The organism is Kitasatospora purpeofusca, assembly GCF_000718025.1.
GTDB classification, from domain to species: domain Bacteria; phylum Actinomycetota; class Actinomycetes; order Streptomycetales; family Streptomycetaceae; genus Kitasatospora; species Kitasatospora purpeofusca.
Window position 1 is genome coordinate 130,386 of sequence record NZ_JODS01000017.1, and the last position, 21,608, is coordinate 151,993.

The following is a 21,608-nucleotide window of genomic DNA, read 5'->3' on the forward strand; positions in this document are numbered from 1 at the left end:
ATGATCAGATGGACGGTGCGGCCGACAGACTAGCGTCTTTCGCGGGCGAACCTCCCGCGGAGAGACCCCTCCGGCAGCCGCACCGTCGCTGCCCGCTACCGACGCTCGGGCCGGCGGGCGTGGAGGAGGGCGGCGTCGAGCGGGAGCGGGTTGTGGGCGAGGAGGTCGAGGCCGGCGGCGGCGAGGAGGTCCGCGTAGTGGTCGGCGCGGCGCTCGCGGCCGCCGACGTTGCACATCATGTGGACGTCCCAGGCGGTCGCCAGCGAGGCGGATCCGTCGGCGGGCAGCAGGCGTTCGACGATCAGCAGGTCCGCGTGCGCGGGCATCGCGCGCTCGCAGTGCCGCAGGATGGCGCGGCAGCGGTCGTCGTCCCAGTCGTGCAGCACCCGGGACAGCAGGTAGACGTCGCCCTCGGCGGGGACGTCGGCGAAGTCGCCGACCCGGTAGCTGCAGCGGTCGGCGCAGCCCGCCTCCGCCATGGTGCGGCGGGCGGCGTCCACGGCGTGCGGGCGCTCCAGGAGGACGCCGCGCAGCCCCGGGTGGGCGGTGAGGACCCGGGCGAGGAGTTCGCCGTTGCCGCCCGCGACGTCGACGACGGTGCCGCCGTCCGGCCGCGCGGCCGCGGCGGCGAGGGCCGGGTGGGCGGGGACGGGGTCGAACATCCGGGTGCTGGCGGCCATCGAGCGGTCGAACAGGTCGGCGAGCTCGGGGTCGCGGGCGAAGTGGTCGAAGTGGTTCTCGCCGAACAGGTGGTCGAAGGCGGTCTCGCCGGTGCGCACGGTGTGGTCGAGGGCACCGAAGGAGCGGTAGAACGGCCCGCCGTACATCAGGGCGAGCGGCCGCATCGAGGCCGGGGCGTCCTCGCGGAGCAGGGCGCCGACCTCGGTGAGGCGGACGCGCTCCCCCTCGGCCGTCACCACGCCGAGCATCGCGAGGTAGCGCAGCAGGGTGGCCAGCGCGCGGGGGTCGGTGCCGGTGCGGCGGGCCAGGGCGGCCCGGTCGATCGGCTCCCCCGGCGGGACGGCGTCGGGCAGGCGCAGCCGGGCGCAGGCCGCCAGGGCCTGGGTGGCCCAGGCCCCCGTCAGCAGGCGCAGGAGCGTTTCCGCAGGCTGGTCGGCGGACGGGCGGGTGCCGGACTGCTCGGCCGGGCGGGCGGCCGAGCCGTCGGCCAGGTGGCCGGCCAGGACGTCGCGGTGGTCGCCGGGCGCGTACAGCTCCACCCGCCGGTACCCGGCCAGGGAGGCGGCGGGCGCGGTGAAGTAGAGGACGGTGCCGTTCTCGTGCGGGTTGTAGCCGCCGCCGTCGGGGGCGGCGCCCCGGTCGGCGAGCAGGGCGCACAGTCCGCGCAGGAGCAGCGGTTCCGGGCGCAGGACCTCGAAGGCGAGGTGCGCCTCGTGCTGGTGGGCCCGCTCGTGCTCGGCGAGGGGCCGCAGGTCCGAGCCCGGCGGGACGGTCAGCGCGAACACCTCGACCGCGCGCCGGGTACCGTCCGCCGCACGCACCCCGGGGCGCAGGATCGACACGTCCAGTCCGGCGGCGTCGCGGCGGTGGCGGGCGGCGAGCCGGTCGCGGACGACGGAGCTGGGGAGCGGTGGGGTGTCGGCGGCCAGGCCGCAGGCGGCGAGCTCGGCGCGCAGGGTCGCCGGGTCGGGCGGGAACACCAGCAGGGCGGCGTGCGCGAACGACAGGTGGCGGGTGAGGGCGTGGAGTTGCGGTCCGGCGAGGCCGGGGAGGAGGAGCGGCAGGAGGGTGGCGGTGTCGTGGTGACGGACGAAGTCGGCGGCCGCGCGCAGGCGGGCGCCGTCGTCGGGGGTGCCGGCGGTGTTCTCGTCGGCGCCGATGGCGGTAACCGTGGCGGTCATGGCGGGAGTGGTCATGGCAGGGGTGTCCTCGGTGCGGTGCGCCCGCGGCCGGTGCTGCTCGATGGGCCGACGGGGAACGGTGAGCCCTCGGGGGCTCGGGAAAGTGCGGTGAGGGGCGCGGCTCAGAGGCCGACGTAGTTCTCGGCGAACCAGTCCTGCTGGGCGCGCGAGGTGCGCAGCGCCTCCAGCCGGGCGCGGCGGAGTCCCGCGTCGAAGCCCGACGGGACGCCCTGCGGGGTGGGGGCCGCGTGCAGCAGCCGGACCATCCAGTGCGAGAACTCCATCGCGCGCCAGATGTGTTCCAGGCAGCGCCGGGAGTAGTCGGCCAGGGCCCGGCCGTCGCCGTGGGCGAGTTCGTCGACGAGGGCGGCGGCGAGCAGCTCCGCCTCCAGCACCGCGAGGTTGGCGCCCTTGGCCGCCGAGGGGGTGGGCATGCTCGCGGCGTCGCCCGCGAGCAGCAGGGCGCCGTGGCGCAGCGGTTCGACGACGTCGCTCTCCAGGTCGACGACGGTGCGCGCGACCACGCTCCCCCGGTGCAGCGGGCCGTGTTCCGCGGCGCGCATCCGCAGGTCCAGTTCGTGCCAGACGCGGTCCTCGTCCCAGTCCTCGGGCGCGGTGCCGCGCTCGCACTGGAGGTAGTAGCGGGTGATGTCGGAGGTGCGGGCCATGTGGCCGGCGAAGCCCCGCTCGTGCACCGCGTAGCCGACCGCGTCCAGGCTGGGTGGCGCCTCGACCAGCAGGCCCAGCCAGGACAGGCCGTGGTCGTGGCGGTGGACGACCGTGCCGGGCGGCAGCGAGCGGCGGGCGGCGCCGTGCCGGCCGTCGCAGCCGGCGACGTACCGGGCCCGCCAGCGGAGGGGCTCCCCGTCGGGCCCTCGCGCCTCGACGGTCGGGCGGTCGCCGTCCGCGTCGAGCACCCGCAGCGCCTCGGTGCCGAACCGGATCTGCCCGCCGGCGTCCAGGAAGGCGGCGAGCAGGTCGGCGACGAGGTACTGCTGCGGGTAGACGGTGTGGCGCTCGCCCCGGCCGAGCCGGGCGTAGTCGAGGCGGAAGCTGCCGTCGTCGGTGCGGAACTCGCAGGTGGCGTGGGGTCGGCCGTGGCGGTGCAGGCCCTCGGCGAGACCGTGCCGGTCCAGGATCCGGACGGTGTTCTCGGCGAGGAAGCCGGCCCGGGCCCGGCTGTGCAAGCGGGCCCGGTCGGCGCGTTCCAGGACGACGCAGTCGATGCCGGCCCGCTGCAGCAGGTTGGCGAGGACCAGGCCGGCCGGGCCCGCGCCGAGGACGACCACCTGGGTGGTCCGGTCAGCCGTGCCGTTGCCCGGATTGTCGGTGTTCAAAAAGTTCTGACGCTCGGTCACAGGAAGTGGATCATAATCACCGTCGGATACATGAAACGACGTAAATCACCCTCACGGGTGAATAGGGTGACAATGCTTCCTTTCCGGTCGTGGACGCCGATCGTCCGCCCGCGGTCCGGTTCGCCGCCTCCTCCGCGGCCGTGGCAGAGTGGCGCGATGAAGACCATCGGCCTGCTGGGCGGCATGAGCTGGGAATCCACCGCGACCTACTACCGCCTCCTCAACGAACTCACCCGGGACCGGCTCGGTGGCCTGCACTCCGCCAAGTGCGTGCTCTACTCGGTGGACTTCGCCGAGATCGAGCGGCTCCAGGCCGCCGGGGAGTGGGAGGCGGCGGGCCGGCTGCTCGCCGACGCCGCCCGCGCGGTCGAGGCGGCGGGCGCGGAGCTGCTGCTGATCTGCACCAACACGATGCACAAGGTCGCCGACCAGGTGGCCGGCGCGGTGTCCGTCCCGCTGCTGCACCTCGCCGACGCGACGGCGGCGGCCGTCCTGGCCGCCGGGGTGACCCGGGTCGGCCTGCTGGGCACGGCGTTCACGATGGAACAGGACTTCTACCGGGACCGGCTGGCCGCCCACGGTCTGGACGTCCTGGTCCCCGACCCGGCGGGCCGGGCCCTGGTGCACCGGGTGATCTACGAGGAGCTGTGCCTCGGGGTGGTCCGCGAGGAGTCCCGGGCCGAGTACCGCCGGGTGATCGCCGAGCTGGTCGCGGAGGGCGCGCAGGGCGTGATCCTCGGCTGCACCGAGATCGAGCTCCTGGTGGGGCATGGCGACAGCGCGGTCCCGGTGTTCCCGACCACCCGCATCCACGCCGAGGCCGCCGTCACCGCCGCGCTGTGAGGGCGGTGCCGCATTCGACCCGACGGGGAGAGCCAGCCCGGTCGAGCGGAGTGCCGCGCCCCGTCCCGGCGACGGCCAGGACGGGGCGCGTTGTACAGGTGCTCGGTCCTTACGAAGTGCCCCCCAGGCCGATCAGCAGATGGCAGACGAAGACAGCCGGCAGGTAGCCGACCACGGCTCCGACGGGCCAGCGGGCCGCCCCGGTCCGGTCGAAGCGGCGGGCGGCGAGGGCGGCGACGGCGACCGGCAGCAGCGCCAGCCAGCCCCACCCGGCCGGTCCGCCCGTCCACGGCCGCAGCACCGCCAGCGACACCGCGGCGGACGCGACCGCGGAGCCGAGTGCGAGCGCGACGGTCGTGCGCAGGCCGAAGACCCGGACGTAGGTGCGCTCGTGCGCGCCCGGCTCGCGGACGACCTTGCGGACCAGTTCGTGGTGGGTGGCGGCCAGCATGATCACCGCCAGCAGCGGCAGCACGTGCCTCCCGGCCCGCGCGACGGTGTCGCCGTCCAGCCCGGTGTCGTGCAGGAACACCGCGTACAGGTAGAGGTTGAGCAGCACCTGCACCGGGGAACTCAGCAGGACGCCGGTGACGACGGCATCGCCGCGCGGCCACCCGAACCGCAGCTCGGCGCCCACCAGCAGTACGGTGTAGCCGAGTTGGGCCGCGATCAGCAGCAGGGCGGCCCGGTTGCCGGCGTTCAGGAGGAGCAGGAACGCGGCCCCGGCGCCGAACAGCAGGTACAGGTCGCGCGGCAGTACGGCGCCGCGCGCCAGCGGACGGGACGGGTTGTGGCGCCGGTCGTACGGCAGGTCGCGCAGGTCGTCGGCGGCCCGCATCAGGAGCAGGTCGACCAGCACGGTCAGCGCGGCCCCGACCGTGCCCCAGCCCGGCCGCCAGTCCACGACCCGCGCGTCGGCGGCGGCGAACAGCCCGGTGGCGCCCACCGCCCACACCCCGGCGAACACCAGCGACAGGGGCAGCGGGAAGCTGCCGCGCAGGAAGGCGCCGAGGCGGACGGCGAGCGGGCCCGGGTCGGTGGGGCCAGTGGTCGGGGCCGGTGCCTCCGGCACGGTGGCCGCCTCCGGCCCCGTCGTGGCGCGCCGGGCGGCCGGAGGGCTCACACCGGCCGCCCCTCCGCGGCACCGGCCGCCGTCCAGCGGACCGGCAACTGCCAGACGCCGTTGATGAACATCGTCCGCCGCCAGTCCAACTCGTCCTCGGTGGCGGCGAGTTCCAGGACATCGAAACGGCGCAGCAGCGCGTGGACGCCGATCTGCAGCTCGGCCCGGGCGAGTTCGGCGCCCAGGCACAGATGACGGCCGTAGCCGAAGGCGAGGTGGGAGCCGACGTCCGAACGGTCGGGGTCGAAGGCGTCCGGGTCGGTGAAGACGGCCGGGTCGCGGTTGGCGGTGTCGGTGAGCGGCACCACGATCCGCCCGGCCGCCACCGGGCAGCCGCCCAGTACCGTGTCCTCGGTCACCAGGTGCGGCGCCCCGCCGGTGTTGTTGAGGGAGCTGAAGCGCAGCATCTCCTCGACCGCCGCCGGGATCCGCTCGGGCTCCGCGCGCAGGCGCTTCACCAGGTCGGGGTGGCGCAGCAGGAGCAGCACGCACATGCCGAAGGAGTTGCCGGTGGTCTCGTAGCCGGCCATCAGCATGCCCGAGCCGAGCGAGACCACCTCCCGCTCGGACAGCCGCTGGTCGGGGTCGTCGTCCGGGCGCAGCGCCAGCCTGGTGAGCAGGTCGTCGGCCGGGGTGCCGGCCTCGGCCGCGCGCCGCTTGCCGTCGACCAGGGCGGTGAAGTAGTCGTCCATCCGGGCCTGGGCGGCGGCGACCTCCTCCCGGGTGTGGCCGGAGGTGGACATCAGGATGTCCACCTCCGCGCGCAGCATCGCGCTGTCCTCGAGCGGGACGCCGAGCACCTCGCAGATGACCCGCATCGGGAAGGGCACGGTGAAGCCGCCCACCAGGTCGGTCTCGCCGGCGGTGGCACCGGCGGTCAGGTCGTCGAGCAGCTCGTCGGCGAGGGCCTCCAGGCGCGGCCGCAGCAGGCGGACCTGGCGGGCGGTGAACGCCGGGAGGATCGCGCGCCGGCGCCGGGTGTGGTCGGGAGCGTCGGCGGTGGCCAGCAGGACGGACTCGGTCTTGCGGGCGAACAGCGGGCGGGCGAGCTCGGTGTAGCCGGCCCGGCTGAAGCGGTCGTCGCCGAGCACGGCCGTGACGTCCTCGTGCCGGGTGACCAGCAGGGCGGGCCGGCCGCTGGACAGCTGCACCGGGTGCGGGGCGCGGGCGTGCAGGACGTCGTGGTAGGCGTCCGGCGGGCGCACGTCGCCGGCGGGCGGGAAGGGGAAGCGGGCCGGGTCGTCGGTCATGTCCTGTCGCCCTTCTCGGTGCTGGCGGGTCCGTCGGTGGGGGCGGTTCCGTCGGTCTGGGCAGGTCCGTCGGTCTGGGCAGTCCTGTCCGACTCCCCCGGCTCCCCCGACTCCTCGGGGTCCTCGGGCTGTTCGGACGGCGGCAGCAGCCGCACCGTCCCGGCCGCACCGTCGATCTCGATCCAGGCGCCGTCGGGTATCGCCGTGGTGGCGCCCGGGACGGCGACCACGGTGGGGACGCCGAGCAGGCGGCCGGTGATCGCCGTGTGGGACAGCAGGGTGCCGCGTTCGACGACCATGCCGGTGGCGGACATCATCAGGAACAGCCAGCCCGGGTCGGTCTCCCGGGCGACCAGGATCCGCCCGGCGGCGAGGTCCGGGTCGGTGGACGGGTCCAGCACCACCTTGGCCCGGCCGCGCACCACGCCGCCGCTGGAGCCGATGCCCCGCAGCAGGCCGTCGTCGGCGGCAGCCGCCTTGCCCACCGCGCTCGCCCTCGGCAGGGCCCGGGCGAGCGGCAGTCCGGCGGGCGTGCCCAGCAGGGCGGGGCGCTGCGGGTTCTTCGCCCAGCGCTCGCGCTGGGTGCGGCGCAGCGCGACCAGGGCGCGCAGGTCGGTCACGGTGCCGGTGCCGTCGAAGGCGCCGATGACCTCCTCCACGGTCAGGTCGGCGACGTCGAGCGCGTCGTCCAGGACGCCGGTGCGGGCGAGTTCCGCGCCCAGCCGCCACATCACGTCGCGCGACAGCCCGAACAGCTGGGTGCGGCAGAACCGGGTGTCCTCGCGGATCCGGGCCAGGTCGCGGGCGAGGGAGGTGACGCCGAGCAGGACGGCCCGCCGGGCCGGGTTCGGGAGCACCTCGCGCAGTCGTTCGCGGGCCTTGCGGGCGGCCGCCTGCTCGTCGGCGCGGCTGGCCGCCACCGTCGCGCCCTGGCGCACCAGCGGGCGGATCAGCGCGAGCACCGTCCACGGGCGCTGGCGGGGCGTGGGCTCCTCCAGCTTCAGGTCGTGCAGCGCGCGGTCGCCGTAGCGGGCGACGTAGCCGCGCGCCGCGTCGCCGACGGCCGCACCGTGCTGGCCCTCGACGATCTGCTGCCACAGCTGCTCGGGGTCGCTCGCGTCGTCGAGCACGGCGGCCCGCAGTTCGGGGACGGCGCCGACGAGTTCGGCCAGGCTCATGGCCGCGCGCACCGCCTCCAGCGAGCGGTTCTCCCGCCCGCCGCCCATCAGGCCGACCAGGACCTGCGGGCCCTCGCCGGTCCAGCGGCGCAGCAGGACGCTGCCCGCGCCGAGCACGACGAGCGCGATGAAGGCGTTGACCAGGGTGACGCCCCAGCGCTCGCCGGCGCGCTCCCAGAGCCGCCGGTAGAAGGCGATCAGTTCCTCCGGCGAGTCGCCGATCGTCTCGGCCTCGGCCATCTGCCGGTCCCACCAGCGCAGGAAGCTCTTCACCTGCCACGGGTGGAGGGCGCTGCGCCAGGCCAGCCGGGGCAGGGCCAGGGCGACGGCCGGGGCGGCCCAGCGGCGCTCGCCGCGGGCGGGGCCGGTGATGCCCATCGCCTGTTCCCAGCCGCGGCGCACGAGTTCGAACATCGGCATCTGCCCGTGCAGGGCGTGCCAGTCGTCCAGCCGGTAGTAGACCTGGCCCTCCAGGTAGCCGACCATCCGGGCGAGGCGGTGGGCGTTGTCCCGCACCCAGGACTCGGGGACGCCCATCCGCCGGTAGAGGTCGGTGAAGGAGCGGCGGTAGAACTCGCGGGACTGGGAGAAGGTCAGCGCGCCGGAGACGCCGGGGAAGCTCTCGGTGATGTTGTGGTTGCCCCAGTAGACCTGGGCGGTCCCCGGCTCCTCCGTCGCGGCGGCGGCGGTGGCAGTGGCAGTGGCGGTTGCAGCGGCGGTGGCGGCACCGGCCGCCGGGGCGGTCCCGGCCGTGGGCGGCGCGGTGACCAGCGGGCGGGCCTGGAGCAGGTGGACGGCGCCGTCCTCGGTGAGGGCGCCCTCGATGTCCTGGGGGACGCCGAAGAGTTCCTCCACCTTCGCAGCCAGCTCCGCCACCTCGCGCACCTGGCCGTCGTCCAGCACCGGGACCTCGGCGAGTTCGGCGGCCACCGGCAGGAGCGCCGGCGAACCGGCGGCGGCGCCCTCGGGCAGGCCCATCGACCACTGCTTGCGCACGGTCCGCGCGGTCACCTCGTCGGTGGCCGGGTCGTGGAAGAAGTGGTCGATGTCCGCCTTCTCCTGGACGACGCCCTCGCCGATGCCGTAGGCGGCCGCGACGACCCGGAGGACCGCGCCGTCGCGCGGGTCGCGGGTGAACGCGACGAACGAGCGGGTGCCGAGCACCATCCGCTGGATGCCGACCGCCACCCGGGCCCGCAGCGGGTCCAGGCCGCGCAGGGTCCGGTAGCGCACGGCCTGCGGGTTGAACGCGGAGGCCCAGCAGCCGAGGACGGCGTCCTCGAGGCCGTCCTCGTCGACGTAGAGGAAGCTGTCGCTCATGCCGGCGAACGGGTCGACCGCGCTGTCCTCGCCGATCGCCTCGGCCTCCGGATCGGTCTCCGGATCGGCTGCACCGGAGGCGTCATCGGCACCGGTGGCGGCCGGGACCACGCACGCACGCACCGCGACCAGGCCCTCCGGTCCGGCCACGGCCGCGAACTCCTTGCGGATCCGCTCGGCCAGCGTCACCGGCAGCCGCGCGCCGACCAGGGCCTCCCGGGCCGCCGCGCACCAGCTCTCCACCTCGGCCCGGTCGGCGCCGTCCGCCGGCTCGGCCGGCAACGACGGGCGCAGCGCGTCCAGGGCCTGGTCGAAGGCGGCGGCGGGCAGGCAGAAGAACTCCGGCACCCGGAACCCGGCCCGGCGCAGCACCTCCTGCCGGGCGAACTTGTTCCCGACCCGGGCGGCGTCGGCCAGCACCTCGCCGCCGTCCGTCGCCGCGGTCACCACGAGTTCGGTCATGCGCCCCCACCACTCCGTCCCGTGCCGCCCCAGCCGTCCAGGTGCAGCACGCTGTCCACCGGCCGGCGCGGCGCCGGTCCGAATCCGTCCCCCAACACGTGCGCGGTGGGGATCAGGGCCCCCTGGCGCACGTCGCCCGGCAGCCCGAGGAGGTCGGCGACCTCCTGTTCGGCGTCCAGGTGCACCGTCGTCCACGCCGTTCCCAGGCCGCGGACGCGCGCGGCGAGCATGTAGCTCCAGGCGGCGGGGAGGAGCGAGCCCCACACCCCCGCCTGGTTGGCCGCCGTGAGCGGGCGGCTGCCGAGTTCCAGGCACGGGATCACCAGCACCGGCACCTCGTGCAGGTGCTCCGCCAGGTGCCGGCCGCCGGCCAGCATCCGGTCCGACACCCCGCCGGCGGACGCCCCGGCGGCCGGGGCCCCGCCCGTCGGGACGCCGACCGCCGCCGCTTCCCCGGCGGCGGCGGGCGGCGGGTAGCGGGCCTCGAAGGACCGCCGGTAGACCTCGGCGATCCGCTTGCGCAGCCCGGCCTCGGTCACCACCAGCCAGTGCCAGCGCTGGGTGTTGCCGCCGTTGGGCGCCTGGAGCGCGATCTCCACGCACTCGCGGACCTGGTCGAGGTCCACCGGGCGCGACAGGTCCAGCCGCAGCCGAACCGAACGCGTGGTGGTGAGCAGTTCGTCCGGCGTCGTCGGCACCCCGACCCGCGGCGGGCGGGCGGCGGCGCTCACCAGAGACCCGGCACGAGGCGGGAGTGCCCGGCCGCGTAGTCGCGGTAGCCGGGGATGTTCAGCAGCATCCGCTCCTCGGTGCGGATGCGGAAGGTGATCGCACCGGCGAGCACCACCAGCAGCACCACGCTCAGCGGGTTCAGGAAGAACACCACGAAGCCGACGTGCGCCGACAGCATGCCCGCGTAGGCGGGGTGCCGGATGAACCGGTAGACGCCCCAGGTGACGACCTGGTGGTCCGTCTGCCGGGTCACATGGTGCGAGTAGAACCGCCCCAGCGTGCGGATCGCCACCTGCCGCAGCACGACCCCGCCGACGAACACCGCCGCCGGGAGCAGCAGCAGCGGCGACCACTCGTCCCAGGGCAGCGGTCCCAGCACGGCCGCGGACACCGTCGCGATCCGGGCCGTCGCGTAGAACAGCAGCGACGCCGACTCGCGCGGCGCCGAGCCGGAGGTCCGGAAGGTCACCGGGATCTCGACCGCCAGCCACGCCAGGTAACAGGCGGCCAGCACGGCCGCCACCAGGTCCACCCCTTCGCCCGCGTGCCGCAGGTGGACCACCAGCCCGGTGGCCACCGCGAGCACCGCGACCACGAACAACAACTGCGGTGCCCGCACCGCCCACGACGAGCCCGTGCCCGTCACCTGTTCCGCCCCGCTCACTTCGCCGACCTCCGCTTCAAGTAACCCGCGCGGCTGAGGGTGTGGACGCCGATCTCCAACCGGCCGTACCCCTCGCCGCTCTCCGCATCCACCACCGCGAACCCGTACACCGCGCGCGCCCCGCGCGCCGGTGCGAACTCCCACCACAACTCCAGCGGCACCTCGATCGGCAGGCCGGTCGGCAGATCCGCCTCCAGCGACAGCCAGAGCATCTGCGCGTCCGAGTCCCGCCCGTGGGCCGTGTGGCCGAGCATGGTCGCCATCTGCCGGGCGGACTCGACCAGCGCGCCCAGGGTGTGCACCCCGGCGCCCGCCAGCCGGTGGCCCGGTGGCGGCACCAGTACCGCGGCCCGCTCCACCCGCACCGCCTCGCCCAGCAGGACGTTCTCCGGCCGGTGCCGGTGCACCAGCGCCGGATCGGCGGGAACCGCACCCTCCCGGCCGGCCGGGGCCCACGTCCCGCCGAAGCGGATCGAGGCCCGGCTGACGGCCTCGCCGTCCTGCAGCGCCACCAACTCCCAGGCCGGTCCGTCGTCGGCCGCGATCGGACCGCCGCTCAGACACACCGGGGAATCCAGCTCGCACATCCGGTCGAAGCTCATCGAGAGCCGTAACCGGCCACCGTCCGCGTCGACCCACTCCGGTGCCCTGGCCCCGAGGACGTCCAGGACTCCCGCCACCAGCACCATTCCGGGCACATGGTCGAGCGGATGATCGAAGAAGCAGAGGTCCTTCTCGTCCACCACCACCGGGACGACCAACCCCGGACCCGATCCGCCGACAATTACGGACGGAACCCCATCTCTTTGGTCGAATCCCTCCCCCCGGAAGTCTTCTGACGAACTGTCATGAACCGATGGAACGTCAGTTCCATATGAGACACCTGGTACCAGCGAGGTCACGAGGACCGAGGTAACCATCGATCACCTGTCCGAGCAACCCGGACCGGCCCACACCCCGACCGGGCCCCGCCCGCGACCAAAAACACCCGCAGCGATGGCCGAAAACCCCATCGCCGACACCTGCCCCGGGGTGGCCCGGGACGGCGGAAGCCGCCGCTCCGGGCCGGGTCCGGTCCGACTACGGCTGCAGCATGACGAGCAACTCCGTACCCGGCACCAACTTCCGGTTGACGGACGTCGACTGGACGAACACGGTGTAGGCGGGGTTGTCACCGGGCTTGACCGTGGTCTCCGAGGCCGGCAGGCCGAGCAGCCGGCGGGCCGCCGGACCCGAGAACACCTTGCCGGTCATCCGCCCGGTGGCCGGGTCCTTCTCCGCGACGGCGAGCTGCTTGCCGCCCTGGATCCGCTCCCGCTTGGACAGCTCGTAGAAGGCACAGCCCGTCCGGTAGGTGTGCCCGGCGCCGGTGACGAACTCGCGGATGGGCAGCGGCCGGTCGACCGGGACCAGGGCGTACGCACCCGCGTCCAGGGCGTCGAGCTCGGCGGTGACCACCGCGGCGCTGAGGTCCTGGCCCATGGTGAAGAGGTTCTTGGTGCCCCGCACGCCCTTCTCCCGGCCGCGGAGGAAACTCGTGGCGGCGGACTTGACGGTACCGATCGCCTCCTCGACGCCCTTGCTGGAATCGGCGTCCCAGATCGCGATATTGCCCGCGGGGAACCCGTACTCCTGGGCGGTGCGCTTGGCCAGGGAATTCGGGACCAGGATCGCCGATGTCCAGTGGTCGGGCAGCCCGGCCATGGCCCCGTGGATCCGCTCCATCCAACCGCGCAGCACGGCCTTGCCCTTGGCGCCCGGTATACGGATGTGCATCTTGCCGCTCTCGGAGCAGCCGGAGGCGTTCTCCTCCCCGTCGGTGACGACGACCTGGAGGAAGGAGTGCTCCCCGTACCCCTCCCAGATGTTCTTCAGATCGTCGACGGACTTCACGGCCGCCTCGATCAGCGCCGTCGCGCCGTTGTCGACCCGGTAGAGGCCCTTCAGGGAGGGCAGGTGCTTGACGTCCATGTCCCAGACGAGGTTCCGCACTTCGTGGTCGAAGGCGTAGAGGCTGATCCGGGTCTCGTGCCCGAGCCGGTCGGACTCCTCCTGGAGGCCCTTCACGAACTCGTCCACGACCCGGACCAGCTGCTGCTCGTGCTGGCGCATCGAGCCGGACTTGTCGACCACCAGCGAAACGTGGTTGACCTTGTGGTCGATCCTGTTCGTGGACATTCTTCTCCCCTTTTCCCAACGCCTTTTCCGGCGCCTTCCGGCGCTCCCCTCGGCGTTGTTCCAACCCTATGGGGAGGCACTGACAATTCCGCCGGACCGGGGGCGCCCGCGGCCGGGGAATCGCGCCGGGCGTCGGACCCGGGCAGCAAACCGGAAAATCGGGTCGGGGATTCGGGTCGGACTGTCGGGTCGGAGCTCCGGGGCGGGATATCAGGCCGGGCCGGCGGCGGCGCCCGTGGCGCGCTCCTGCAGCAGGGCGGCGAGCGCGTCGGCGTACGGGCGCGGCCGGCGACGGCAGGGCAGGGCGAGGCCGAAGTGCCGGGCGGGGCGGGGCGGGGTGACGGGGACGACCCGGGTGCCGGGCTGCGGCGGGTCGAGGGCGACCTGCGGGACGAGGGAGACACCGACGCCGGCGGCGACCAGCGAGCGGGCGAAGAAGTAGTCGGTGGTGGAGCCCGCCACCCGCAGTTCGAAACCGGCCATCAGGGCGTGGCGGCGCAGGAAGGCCTCGGTCTTGGCGCAGCCCAGCACCCAGGGGTCCTCGGCGAGTTCGGAGAGGTCGAGGACGTCCCGGCCGGCCAGCGGATGGTGCTCGGGCAGGACGACCGACAGCGGGTCCGTCATCAGCGGCGTCCACTCCAGGCCGGATCGGTCGCCGGGGACGACGGGCAGCGGCCCGTCGAAGTGGTAGGCGAGGGCGAGGTCGGCGCTGCCGTCGCGGACCATCGGGAGGCTGTCCTCCGGTTCGCGCTCCACGATCCGCAGTTCGACCTCCGGGTGCGCCGCCGCGAACCGGGCCAGCACCGGGGGCAGCAGGTGGCGGCCGCCGCTGGTGAAGGTGGCGAGCGTCAGCCGGGGCCGGTCCGCGCCCAGGCGGGCGATCCGCTCCTCGGCGTGCCGCAGTTCGGCGCCCACCGCGACGGCGGCGTCGACCAGCAGCCGCCCCGCCTCGGTCAGCCGCACCCCGCGCGTCGAGCGTTCCACCACGACGGTGCCGAGGCCGCGTTCGAGGGCCGCGATCTGCTGGGAGACGGCGGAGGGCGTCAGCAGCAGCGCGGTGGCGGCGCGGTTGAAGCTGCCGTGCTCGGCCACGGCCTGGAGCATGGTGAGCCGTCTGACGTCGAGCATGGTGGTTCCCCCCGGGTCCGCGCTGGTGCCGCCGCCCTGCTCCCCGGCGGCGTGCGGCGGGCGGGCGCGGAGAGGACAGTACCCCGATGACACCGCATCCGGGTACGGACGGTCGGCCGGCCGACCGCTCAGCCCTCGGCGGGTCCCGGCCCCGGCCCCGCTCCCGTTGCCGAGCCCGGCGGAGCGGGCGTCAGGACCGTACCGACCAGCTCCGCCAGCCGGGTCCTCAGCTCCTCCCGGCCCAGGCCGCCCGGCCCGGCCAGGTGCTCGACCAGGTCGGCCCGGACCGCGGCGAGCAGGACGTGGGCGGTGAAGCCGCTGTCGGCCGCGACCGGGATCCGCTCCAGCAGCGTACGGAGCAGGGCGTGCCAGCGCGCGTAGTGCTCCGCCCGGTACGGGCCGGCGTCGCCGTCCTCCAGGGCCAGGGCGAGCGCGCGGTTGTCGAGCTTGAAGCGGAGCAGGGCGTCGAGCAGTGCGGGGACGCGCTCGGCCGGCGAGGCATCGGGCCCGAGCGGCGGCGGCCCGGCCGCGACGGCGGCGCCGAGCGGTTCGAGCCGGGCCTCGTACAGCGCCCGGAGCAGCCCGGCCCGGTCGCCGAAGGCCCGGAACAGCGTGCCCTTGCCGACGCCGGCCGCCGCCGCGACCTCGGCCATCGTGACGTCCTCGGCGTTCTCCCGCCGGGCGAACAGGGCGTCGGCGGCCGTGAGAACGGCCTCCCGGTTGCGGACGGCGTCCTTGCGGGACCTGTGCTCCGACATGCGTCCGCTCCCCTCCTGTGCGGGCCCGGGATCCGTGCACGGGCGCGCCGGATCCGCGCCGACGAAACGGACCGGTGGTCCGTACGACCGGAGGACGAGGATACCCAGGCCGACCCGGCGAGGCCGCCGAGGCCGCCGCGCGGCACGGCGGGGAGGAGCGGGCCGACGGGTCTTCACCAAAGATCCGCGAGGTCGACCCCCAAGAGATCTTGACCCCGGCGGGCAGATAGTATGTACCCGCACGTGAGGCCCGGCAGAAGGCCTCCCGTTGCGTGCGGCCGCCCATGAGGCCTCTTCCGCGCACCCTCCTCCCGTCTGCCGACACCCGTGGCGCCGTCCGTGACCCTCGACGCCGGACGGGCAGCACCGGGTCGCCGACCCGTCCCGCCCGCACCACCGCGCGCGGGAACCCCGCACCGGACCGTGGCCCCGCGCGGGCCGTTCCCGTGCGCGTCCATCAACGAAACGTCAGCTCAGGTAATCTCATGCACCCCCACCACGCCGTCATCGACGGCTTCCACTACGGCTGGCTCAACCCGGTCCTGTCCTACCTGGTCGCCTGCACCGGAGCCGCGCTCGGCCTGCGCTGCACCGTCCGCGCCCTCGACCTGCCGCCGCGCAGGCGGCTCGGCTGGCTGCTGCTCGGCGCCGCCGAGATCGGCTGCGGCATCTGGACCATGCACTTCCTGGCGATGCTCGGCTTCACCGTCAGCGGCTCGACCATCCTCTACAACGTGCCCCTGACGCTGTGCAGCCTGCTGCTGGCGATCGTGGTCTGCGGCCTCGGCATCCTCTATGTCGGCTACCGGCCGCGGCGCCCGAGCACCCTGCTGGTCGGCGGCACCGTCATGGGCCTGGGCGTGGCGGCGATGCACTACCTCGGCATGGCCGCGATGCACGTCCAGGGGCAGGTGTCCTACGACACCCTCACCGTGGCCGGCTCGATCGCGATCGCGATCGCCGCGTCCGCCACCGCGCTGTGGATGACCCTCAACATCACCGGCATGCTGGCCTCGCTCGCCTCGGCGCTGATCGCCGGTGTCGCGGTGGTCGCGATGCACTACACCGGCATGGCCGCCGTGTCGGTGGTGCTGGACGGCCGGACCCCGGTCGGCGGCCTGCCCGCCTCCCAGTTCATCACCCCGCTCGCGGTGGCCGTCCTCGTCCTGCTCTCGCTCGGCGGGATCGCGCTGATGCTGTCGCCGCACGACGCCTCGCTGTCCGGCCTGGACAAGGACCGGCCGGAGCCGGTCCGGGTGCCGCTGTTCGAGCGCCAGGGCTGACCGGCCCCCGGCCCCGGCTCTGACGGCCGGGAGGTGTGACGTCGACGGCCCGGCCGCGGGGATTTCCCGTGGCCGGGCCGTTTCGGCGTGTCCGTTCCTTGCGCCGGGCCGCGTTCCGTGCCGCGTCAGACGGCCGTGAGGGTGCGCCAGGGGCGGGTGCCGAGGTCGGCGGGGGTCCCGTCGAGGACGGCCGCGGTGCGGGTCGACGGGTCCAGGGTGACGGTGGCGAGACTCGCCCAGCGGCGGCCGAGCGCTTCGGCCGGGTCGGGCAGGCAGGTGACGGGTGGTTCGCCGGGACCGGTGACCAGGCAGCGCGCGAGCGCCGCCGAGGTGTCCGGGAGCGGACGGAGGCCCGCGAGCCGGGCGCGGACGAAGTCGTGGCGCTCGCCCGAGTCCGGCTGGTAGAGCCAGGACTTCTCCTCCGCCGCCGGTACCGGTGTCAGGAAGTGGTTGGTGCGCACCAGCAGGCCGCGCTCGTCCGGGGCGACCGCGAACACACCGGCCGGACTGAGGTCGAGCAGGGTGGCCTCCGTCCCGTCGAAGAGCGCGAACGAGCCGGAGGAGGCGAGCGGAGCGGAGCGGACCAGGTCGACGGCCTCGGCGACACTGCCGGCCTCCGCGAGGACCACCGCCGCGAGGACGTGCACCGGCACGCCGCCGACGCCGTCGCGGGCGTGCCCGAGGATGTTGAAGTGCAGGGCGAGACCCGCGCTGTTGATCCCGACCTTGCCGAGGATGCCGTCCTCGGTGAGGCCGACGACGGTGTGCCGTCCGCCCCGTGACTCCAGGGTGTGCCAGTGGGCGCTCAGTTCGACGTGCCAGTCCCAGGTCTGCACGCCGAAGGTGCGCACCGGCTCGGCGGGACCACCGGTGCCGCCGGTGTCGGCGGGGGGCTCGGTGGTCCGGCGCACCAGGGTGGTGCACTCCCCCGGCGGGACGGTGGCGCTGCGGGCGAGGATCTCGGTCCGGGCGTTGAGGGCGGCGAGGCGCCAGGGGTCGATCCCGGCGCCGTGGGCGATGCCCTCGATCTCGGCGCGGGCGCCCGGGCGGAACTCCCCGACGGCGTCGAGGGCGCGTTCGGCATCGTCACGGACCTGGCCGGGGGTGATGCCGCCGAGGGCGAAGAGGCGGTCGTACACGTCCAGCGCGGCGGGCAGGTGCGCGCGCAGTTGTTCGCCGCGGGCGGTGCCGCGCCGGTGCGGGTCGGCGGCGTCGACGTGGACGTGGCGGCGGTGGTCGGGGCGGGGAATCGGCGTCGGGGTCACGGCTGGTCCTTCGGGGCGACGACGGTGCCGGGGGCGGCAGCGGCGGGGGTGGGGGCGATGCGGGGGTGGAGCTGGACCGAGCCTCCGACGACGGTGGCGAGCACCGGGTTCACCGCCTGGGCCTCGGGGTCGAGGTCCAGCGGGTTGGCGGCGAGGACGGTGAGGTCGGCGGTGAAACCCGGGGCGATCCGGCCGAGTTCGCCGTCCGCCCCGGCGGCGTAGGCGGCTGCGGCGGTCATCGCCCGGTAGGCCTCGCGCGCCGTGACCGCCTGGCCGGGCTGCACGGGTGCGGCGTCCGGTTCCTCGACGGGGCGGCGCAGCTGGCAGTCGGCCAGGCCGACGCGCGGGTCGCCGGGCCCGATCGGCCAGTCCGATCCCAGCGCGACGACGGCGCCGTGGTCGAGCAGGTCGCGGGTGCGCCAGCCCCGGGCGGCCCGCTCGGGCCCGATCCGTCGGGACCAGTTGTCGGTACCGTCCGCACGGGTCTGCCGGGTCGCGTGGACCGGTTGCAGACCGGCCACCACGTCGAGGCGGGCGAACCGGGGCAGCAGGTCGTCCGGGACGGATTCGAGGTGCTCGATCCGGTGCGGCGCGCGCGGGGCCCGGCCGGTCTCCTCGAAGACGTCGAGGGCGAAGCGCACGGCGCGGTCGCCGATGGCGTGGGTGGCGGTGGGGATGCCGCGTTCGGTGAAGAAGCGGACGGCGGCGCGGTAGGCGTCGGTGTCGCGCCAGAGCGGCTCGCGGTTCTCGCCGTGGACGTCGGGGTGCTCGAACCAGGCGGTGCCGTTGTCGGCCGTGCCGTCGAGCATGAACTTCACCCCGTCGACGTGCCAGCGGCGGCCGCCCAGGCCCTGGAGCCCGGCGATCCGCTGCCACACGTCGGGGGCGGAGTCGGCGGGCACCAGCGGGGAGCAGCGCACCCGCAACGGCAGCTCGCCCTGCTCCTCCAGGTGCCGGAACACCTCCTCGGAGGGCTCCCCGAAGTCGAGGGCGTGCAGTCCGGTGAGGCCGCCGCGGGCGAAGCGTTCGAGCTGCGCGCGGACGTGGGCGGCGGCGGTGTCGAGCGGGACTTCGGGGTAGTGGGCGAAGACCAGGTCCATGGCCTGGAGTTCGAGCACGTAGCCGGTCGGGCGGCCGTCCCGGTCGACCACGACGGAGGAGGCGTCGGTGAACGACTCGCGGCCGGTGAGGCCGGAGAGTTCGACAGCGCGGGGGCTGACCACGAGCGCGTGGGCGTCGCGGGTCAGCAGGGCTACGGGGCGTCCGGGGAGGTGCTCGGCGAGGAAGGCCCCGTGCGGTTCGCCGTCGAACACGTTGACGTCGAGGTCGAAGCCGGTGATCCAGTCTTCGGCGGGACGACCGGCGGCGGCGTCGGCGAGGCGGGCGAGGACCTCGGCGAGGGTGGCGGCGCCGGAAAGGTCGACGCCGCTGCCGGTGGAGATCGCACCCCAGACGGGGTGGGCGTGGGCGTCGACGAGGCCGGGCAGGATCGCGGCGTCCGGGAACTCGTGGACCGTGGTGGCGGGGCCGCGCAGCGGGGCGAGGAGCTCGGCGGGGCCGACGGCGGTGATCCGGCCGGCGGTGACGGCGACGCCTTGCGGGGTCCGGTCGTGGGAGCGGTCGTGGGAGCGGGGGCCGGTGGCGGTGGCGGTGGCGGTGTCGGCCTCGGTGTCGGCGTCGGTCAGGAGCTCGACAGTGCGGGCCAGGAGGATGGTGTCGGCGTGCACGGTGGGTTCTCTCGGGTCGGGGCGGAGCGGGACTGCGGGTGTGCGGGACTGCGGGGGCGCCCGGGGGACGGGGCGTGCGGGCCGGTCAGGAGCGCGGGATCGTCCCCAGCGCGCGGGTGGCTGCCCAATAGACGGCGGCCGCGACGGTCATCCCCGCCGGGACGGAGAGGTCGACGCCGCCCGTGGCCGCCGCGACCGGTCCGGTCCAGAAGGTGGTGCGCACCCACAGCACGGCGGTGAGCCCGCCGGTGGCCAGGGCCAGGACACCGGCCCAGTGGACGCCGCCGTGGTACCAGAACGGCCCGCCGCGTCGCTGGGCGAGCAGTTCGGGCCCGCTGTAGCGGTTGCGGCGCAGGACGAGGTCGGTCATCGCCACCGCCATCACCGGGCCGGTGACCACCACGACGAGCTGGAGCACGGTGCTGACGCTCGTGAGGAAGTCGAAGACGAGGATCGCGTAGAGCGTCATGGCCGTGCCCAGGACCCCGATGACCAGCACCGCCGGGATCCGGGCCGTCCGGACGCCGACCGACTGGACGGACAGGCCCGCGCTGTACGCCGTCATGCCGTTGTTGGTCATGGTGTTGACGACCACCGCGACGACGAAGACCGGCACGAACCAGCCGGGCAGCACACCCTCCAGCGCGGCCTCCGGGTCGGTCATGTCGAGTCCGGTGGCGGCGAGCGCGCCGACCGCGGTGAACACCACGCTGGGCAGGTACGCCCCGAGCGCCGTCCAGCCGGCGACGGCGACCGGGCTGCTGTCCCGGGGCAGGTAGCGGGCGAGGTCGGGACTGTTGGTGTAGGACAGCGGCGCCGAGGCGACCAGCGTGAACCCGGCGCCGAGCGCGGCAACCAGCGCGGCGCCCCGCAGCGGCTCGGCCGGAGCGTACGAGAGGTCGGCGGCGGCGAGCACGTACCCGGTGACCACCGCGAAGACGACGGTCAGCGCGACACTGAGCCCGGTGTAGAGGCGCACGATGAGGCCGTACCCGAAGACGGCGATCAGCAGCGTGCCGGCCGCGATGACGCAGATCACCGCCGCGTCGACGACCGGGGAGGCGGGCAGACCGAGCCGGGCGGCGAGGCCGATGCCCGCCACCGAGGCGGCCGACCAGTTCAGGGCGAGGTAGGCGGCGGCGATCAGCCAGCCGGTGACGACCACCACGGCCCGGTTGCCCCGCACCCCGTAGAGGGCGCGGGAGACGACCGACCCGCTGGTGCCCGCGGCGGGGCCGGCGGCCGCGACCACGCCTGTGCAGATCCAGACCAGGTTGCCGGCCAGGACGACCCCGAGCGCCTGCGGGAGGGTGAGGCCCATCAGGACGAGCGCGGCGCCGACGACGAAGCTGAGGTAGCTGACGTTGGGCGCGGCCCAGACGGCGAACAGGTCGCGGGGGCGCCCGCCGCGCTCCTCGTCGGGGACGAGGTCGATGCCCCTGGCCTCGGGGCCGCCGACGCGCGGGGCGGGGGTGGGGGCGGGTCCGTCGGAGCCCGATCCGGGACCGGCGCCCAATTCGGGGCCGGCGGACCGGGAGTCGTCGGCGGGTCTCGGGGCGGGGGTGGAGTCGGTCGGTCTCATTCAAGGCCTCTCGGGTCGGGCAGGGGTCCGTCCGCCGGCCGTTCCAGCCTTATTGGTCAGATGGCCAACTACGTGTTGGGCACACATCCAATAGCGTGTCCCCCATGACGTCAAGACCTCAGGCCGCCCGCACCCGCAAGCCCCCCGGCGAACGTCGCGCGGAGATCCTGCACACCGCTGCCCGCATCGCCCTGGACGAAGGCCTGGAGCGCATCACCCTGCGGCGCGTCGCCGACGAGCTCGGCGTGCGCCCCGGACTCATCGGCCACTACTTCCCGGCCGCCGACGACCTGGTCAGCGAGGCCTTCGCCCACGCCGCCGCCCAGGAGCGCGACACCCTGCTGCCGCCCGGCAGCCACGAGGCGGACCGCTCCCCCACCGCCCGGCTCGCCGGCTTCCTGGTCCGCCTCACCGGCGCCGACTGCCTCGACCTCAGCCGCCTCTGGCTCAACGCCCGCCACCTCAGCCGGTTCAAACCGGGCCTGCGCGCCACCGTCCGGGAGCAGGAGTCGCTCACCCGCACGGCACTGACCGGGCTGGTCGAGGAGGGCGTGCGCCGCGGCGAGTTCCGCACCGACGACCCGCTCGGCGCGACCCTGCACATCCTGGTCACCGTCGACGGCCTCGGCGCCTACGCCAACGACGACATCGACAGCGGCAGCAACGGCGAAAGCAACGGCGACGACCTGAACCACCCCGCCCTCCAGGACCTCGCCCTCACCGTCGCCGAACACCGACTCGCCCTCACCCCTGGCCTGTTGCGCGCCGCCGCGATCTGACGCGCACCACCTGGGCGCTGTCCCGCGCTCCCGCGGCCCCTCGCCCCCGCCGTCCGACGCCCCACCCCGGTGAGCGCGCCGTCAGCAGGAGGCGGAGGCGCGGGGAGGCGGGGAGG

Annotated in this window: 17 protein-coding genes; 3 read left to right on the forward strand and 14 right to left on the reverse strand. The window is 74.8% G+C overall.

The genetic code is table 11. The annotated features are described in order from the left end of the window. Nucleotides 1–95: 95 nt before the first annotated feature. Nucleotides 96–1,862 (reverse strand): methyltransferase, encoded by a 1,767-nt coding sequence (locus tag IF01_RS0123420; RefSeq protein ID WP_051756074.1) that lies wholly within the window; start codon nucleotides 1,860–1,862, stop codon nucleotides 96–98. Nucleotides 1,863–1,984: 122 nt separating this feature from the next. After that, nucleotides 1,985–3,151 (reverse strand): 4-hydroxybenzoate 3-monooxygenase, encoded by a 1,167-nt coding sequence (locus IF01_RS0123425; protein ID WP_030395482.1) that lies wholly within the window; start codon nucleotides 3,149–3,151, stop codon nucleotides 1,985–1,987. Nucleotides 3,152–3,376: 225 nt separating this feature from the next. Between IF01_RS0123425 and IF01_RS0123430 the strand changes: the two genes are divergently transcribed. Beyond that, entirely contained in the window at nucleotides 3,377–4,063 is a 687-nt protein-coding gene (locus IF01_RS0123430) for an aspartate/glutamate racemase family protein (RefSeq protein ID WP_030395483.1), read from the forward strand. Between the two features lie 109 nt (nucleotides 4,064–4,172). Here IF01_RS0123430 and IF01_RS0123435 read toward each other — a convergent pair whose 3' ends face one another. The 9 genes from IF01_RS0123435 to IF01_RS0123475 form a co-directional block, all read right to left on the reverse strand. Beyond that, complete coding sequence (locus tag IF01_RS0123435) at nucleotides 4,173–5,186, reverse strand: UbiA prenyltransferase family protein (protein WP_030395484.1); 1,014 nt, start codon at nucleotides 5,184–5,186, stop codon at nucleotides 4,173–4,175. Continuing rightward, nucleotides 5,183–6,436 carry a cytochrome P450 gene (locus tag IF01_RS0123440; protein ID WP_051756023.1) on the reverse strand — a complete coding sequence of 418 codons (1,254 nt, stop codon included), beginning with the start codon at nucleotides 6,434–6,436 and terminating at the stop codon, nucleotides 5,183–5,185. The genes IF01_RS0123435 and IF01_RS0123440 overlap by 4 nt, the downstream gene beginning before the upstream one ends. Further along, entirely contained in the window at nucleotides 6,433–9,396 is a 2,964-nt protein-coding gene (locus tag IF01_RS0123445; protein WP_051756026.1) for a PEP/pyruvate-binding domain-containing protein, read from the reverse strand. Before IF01_RS0123445 ends, IF01_RS0123440 begins: the two co-directional genes overlap by 4 nt. After that, nucleotides 9,393–10,127, reverse strand: a complete 735-nt coding sequence (locus IF01_RS0123450) for a nitroreductase family protein (protein ID WP_244215601.1) — start codon at nucleotides 10,125–10,127, stop codon at nucleotides 9,393–9,395. Before IF01_RS0123450 ends, IF01_RS0123445 begins: the two co-directional genes overlap by 4 nt. After that, nucleotides 10,124–10,792 (reverse strand): methyltransferase family protein, encoded by a 669-nt coding sequence (locus IF01_RS0123455; RefSeq protein ID WP_051756029.1) that lies wholly within the window; start codon nucleotides 10,790–10,792, stop codon nucleotides 10,124–10,126. The genes IF01_RS0123450 and IF01_RS0123455 overlap by 4 nt, the downstream gene beginning before the upstream one ends. After that, nucleotides 10,789–11,553, reverse strand: a complete 765-nt coding sequence (locus IF01_RS0123460; RefSeq protein WP_030395489.1) for an AfsA-related hotdog domain-containing protein — start codon at nucleotides 11,551–11,553, stop codon at nucleotides 10,789–10,791. The genes IF01_RS0123455 and IF01_RS0123460 overlap by 4 nt, the downstream gene beginning before the upstream one ends. A 319-nt stretch (nucleotides 11,554–11,872) precedes the next feature. Beyond that, the gene (locus IF01_RS0123465; RefSeq protein ID WP_030395490.1) at nucleotides 11,873–12,970 is read right to left on the reverse strand and encodes a vWA domain-containing protein; all 1,098 of its coding nucleotides are present in this window, start codon (nucleotides 12,968–12,970) and stop codon (nucleotides 11,873–11,875) included. A gap of 210 nt (nucleotides 12,971–13,180) precedes the next feature. Next, nucleotides 13,181–14,098 carry a LysR family transcriptional regulator gene (locus IF01_RS0123470; protein WP_030395491.1) on the reverse strand — a complete coding sequence of 306 codons (918 nt, stop codon included), beginning with the start codon at nucleotides 14,096–14,098 and terminating at the stop codon, nucleotides 13,181–13,183. A gap of 128 nt (nucleotides 14,099–14,226) precedes the next feature. Next, nucleotides 14,227–14,856, reverse strand: a complete 630-nt coding sequence (locus IF01_RS0123475; RefSeq protein WP_030395492.1) for a TetR/AcrR family transcriptional regulator — start codon at nucleotides 14,854–14,856, stop codon at nucleotides 14,227–14,229. A 485-nt stretch (nucleotides 14,857–15,341) separates the two neighbouring features. On the opposite strand from IF01_RS0123475, the gene IF01_RS0123480 reads away from it, so the two are divergent. Beyond that, nucleotides 15,342–16,139 carry an MHYT domain-containing protein gene (locus tag IF01_RS0123480; RefSeq protein WP_051740303.1) on the forward strand — a complete coding sequence of 266 codons (798 nt, stop codon included), beginning with the start codon at nucleotides 15,342–15,344 and terminating at the stop codon, nucleotides 16,137–16,139. A 125-nt stretch (nucleotides 16,140–16,264) separates the two neighbouring features. Here IF01_RS0123480 and IF01_RS0123485 read toward each other — a convergent pair whose 3' ends face one another. The 3 genes from IF01_RS0123485 to IF01_RS0123495 all read right to left on the reverse strand — a co-directional run bounded on the left by IF01_RS0123485 (nucleotide 16,265) and on the right by IF01_RS0123495 (nucleotide 20,713). Continuing rightward, nucleotides 16,265–17,404 carry a C45 family autoproteolytic acyltransferase/hydrolase gene (locus IF01_RS0123485; protein ID WP_051756033.1) on the reverse strand — a complete coding sequence of 380 codons (1,140 nt, stop codon included), beginning with the start codon at nucleotides 17,402–17,404 and terminating at the stop codon, nucleotides 16,265–16,267. Beyond that, complete coding sequence (locus IF01_RS0123490) at nucleotides 17,401–19,131, reverse strand: amidohydrolase (protein ID WP_094745627.1); 1,731 nt, start codon at nucleotides 19,129–19,131, stop codon at nucleotides 17,401–17,403. The genes IF01_RS0123485 and IF01_RS0123490 overlap by 4 nt, the downstream gene beginning before the upstream one ends. 85 nt (nucleotides 19,132–19,216) lie before the next feature. Continuing rightward, nucleotides 19,217–20,713 (reverse strand): purine-cytosine permease family protein, encoded by a 1,497-nt coding sequence (locus IF01_RS0123495; RefSeq protein ID WP_078880238.1) that lies wholly within the window; start codon nucleotides 20,711–20,713, stop codon nucleotides 19,217–19,219. Between the two features lie 104 nt (nucleotides 20,714–20,817). Between IF01_RS0123495 and IF01_RS0123500 the strand changes: the two genes are divergently transcribed. After that, entirely contained in the window at nucleotides 20,818–21,492 is a 675-nt protein-coding gene (locus tag IF01_RS0123500; RefSeq protein WP_030395497.1) for a TetR/AcrR family transcriptional regulator, read from the forward strand. Nucleotides 21,493–21,608 lie beyond the last annotated feature (116 nt).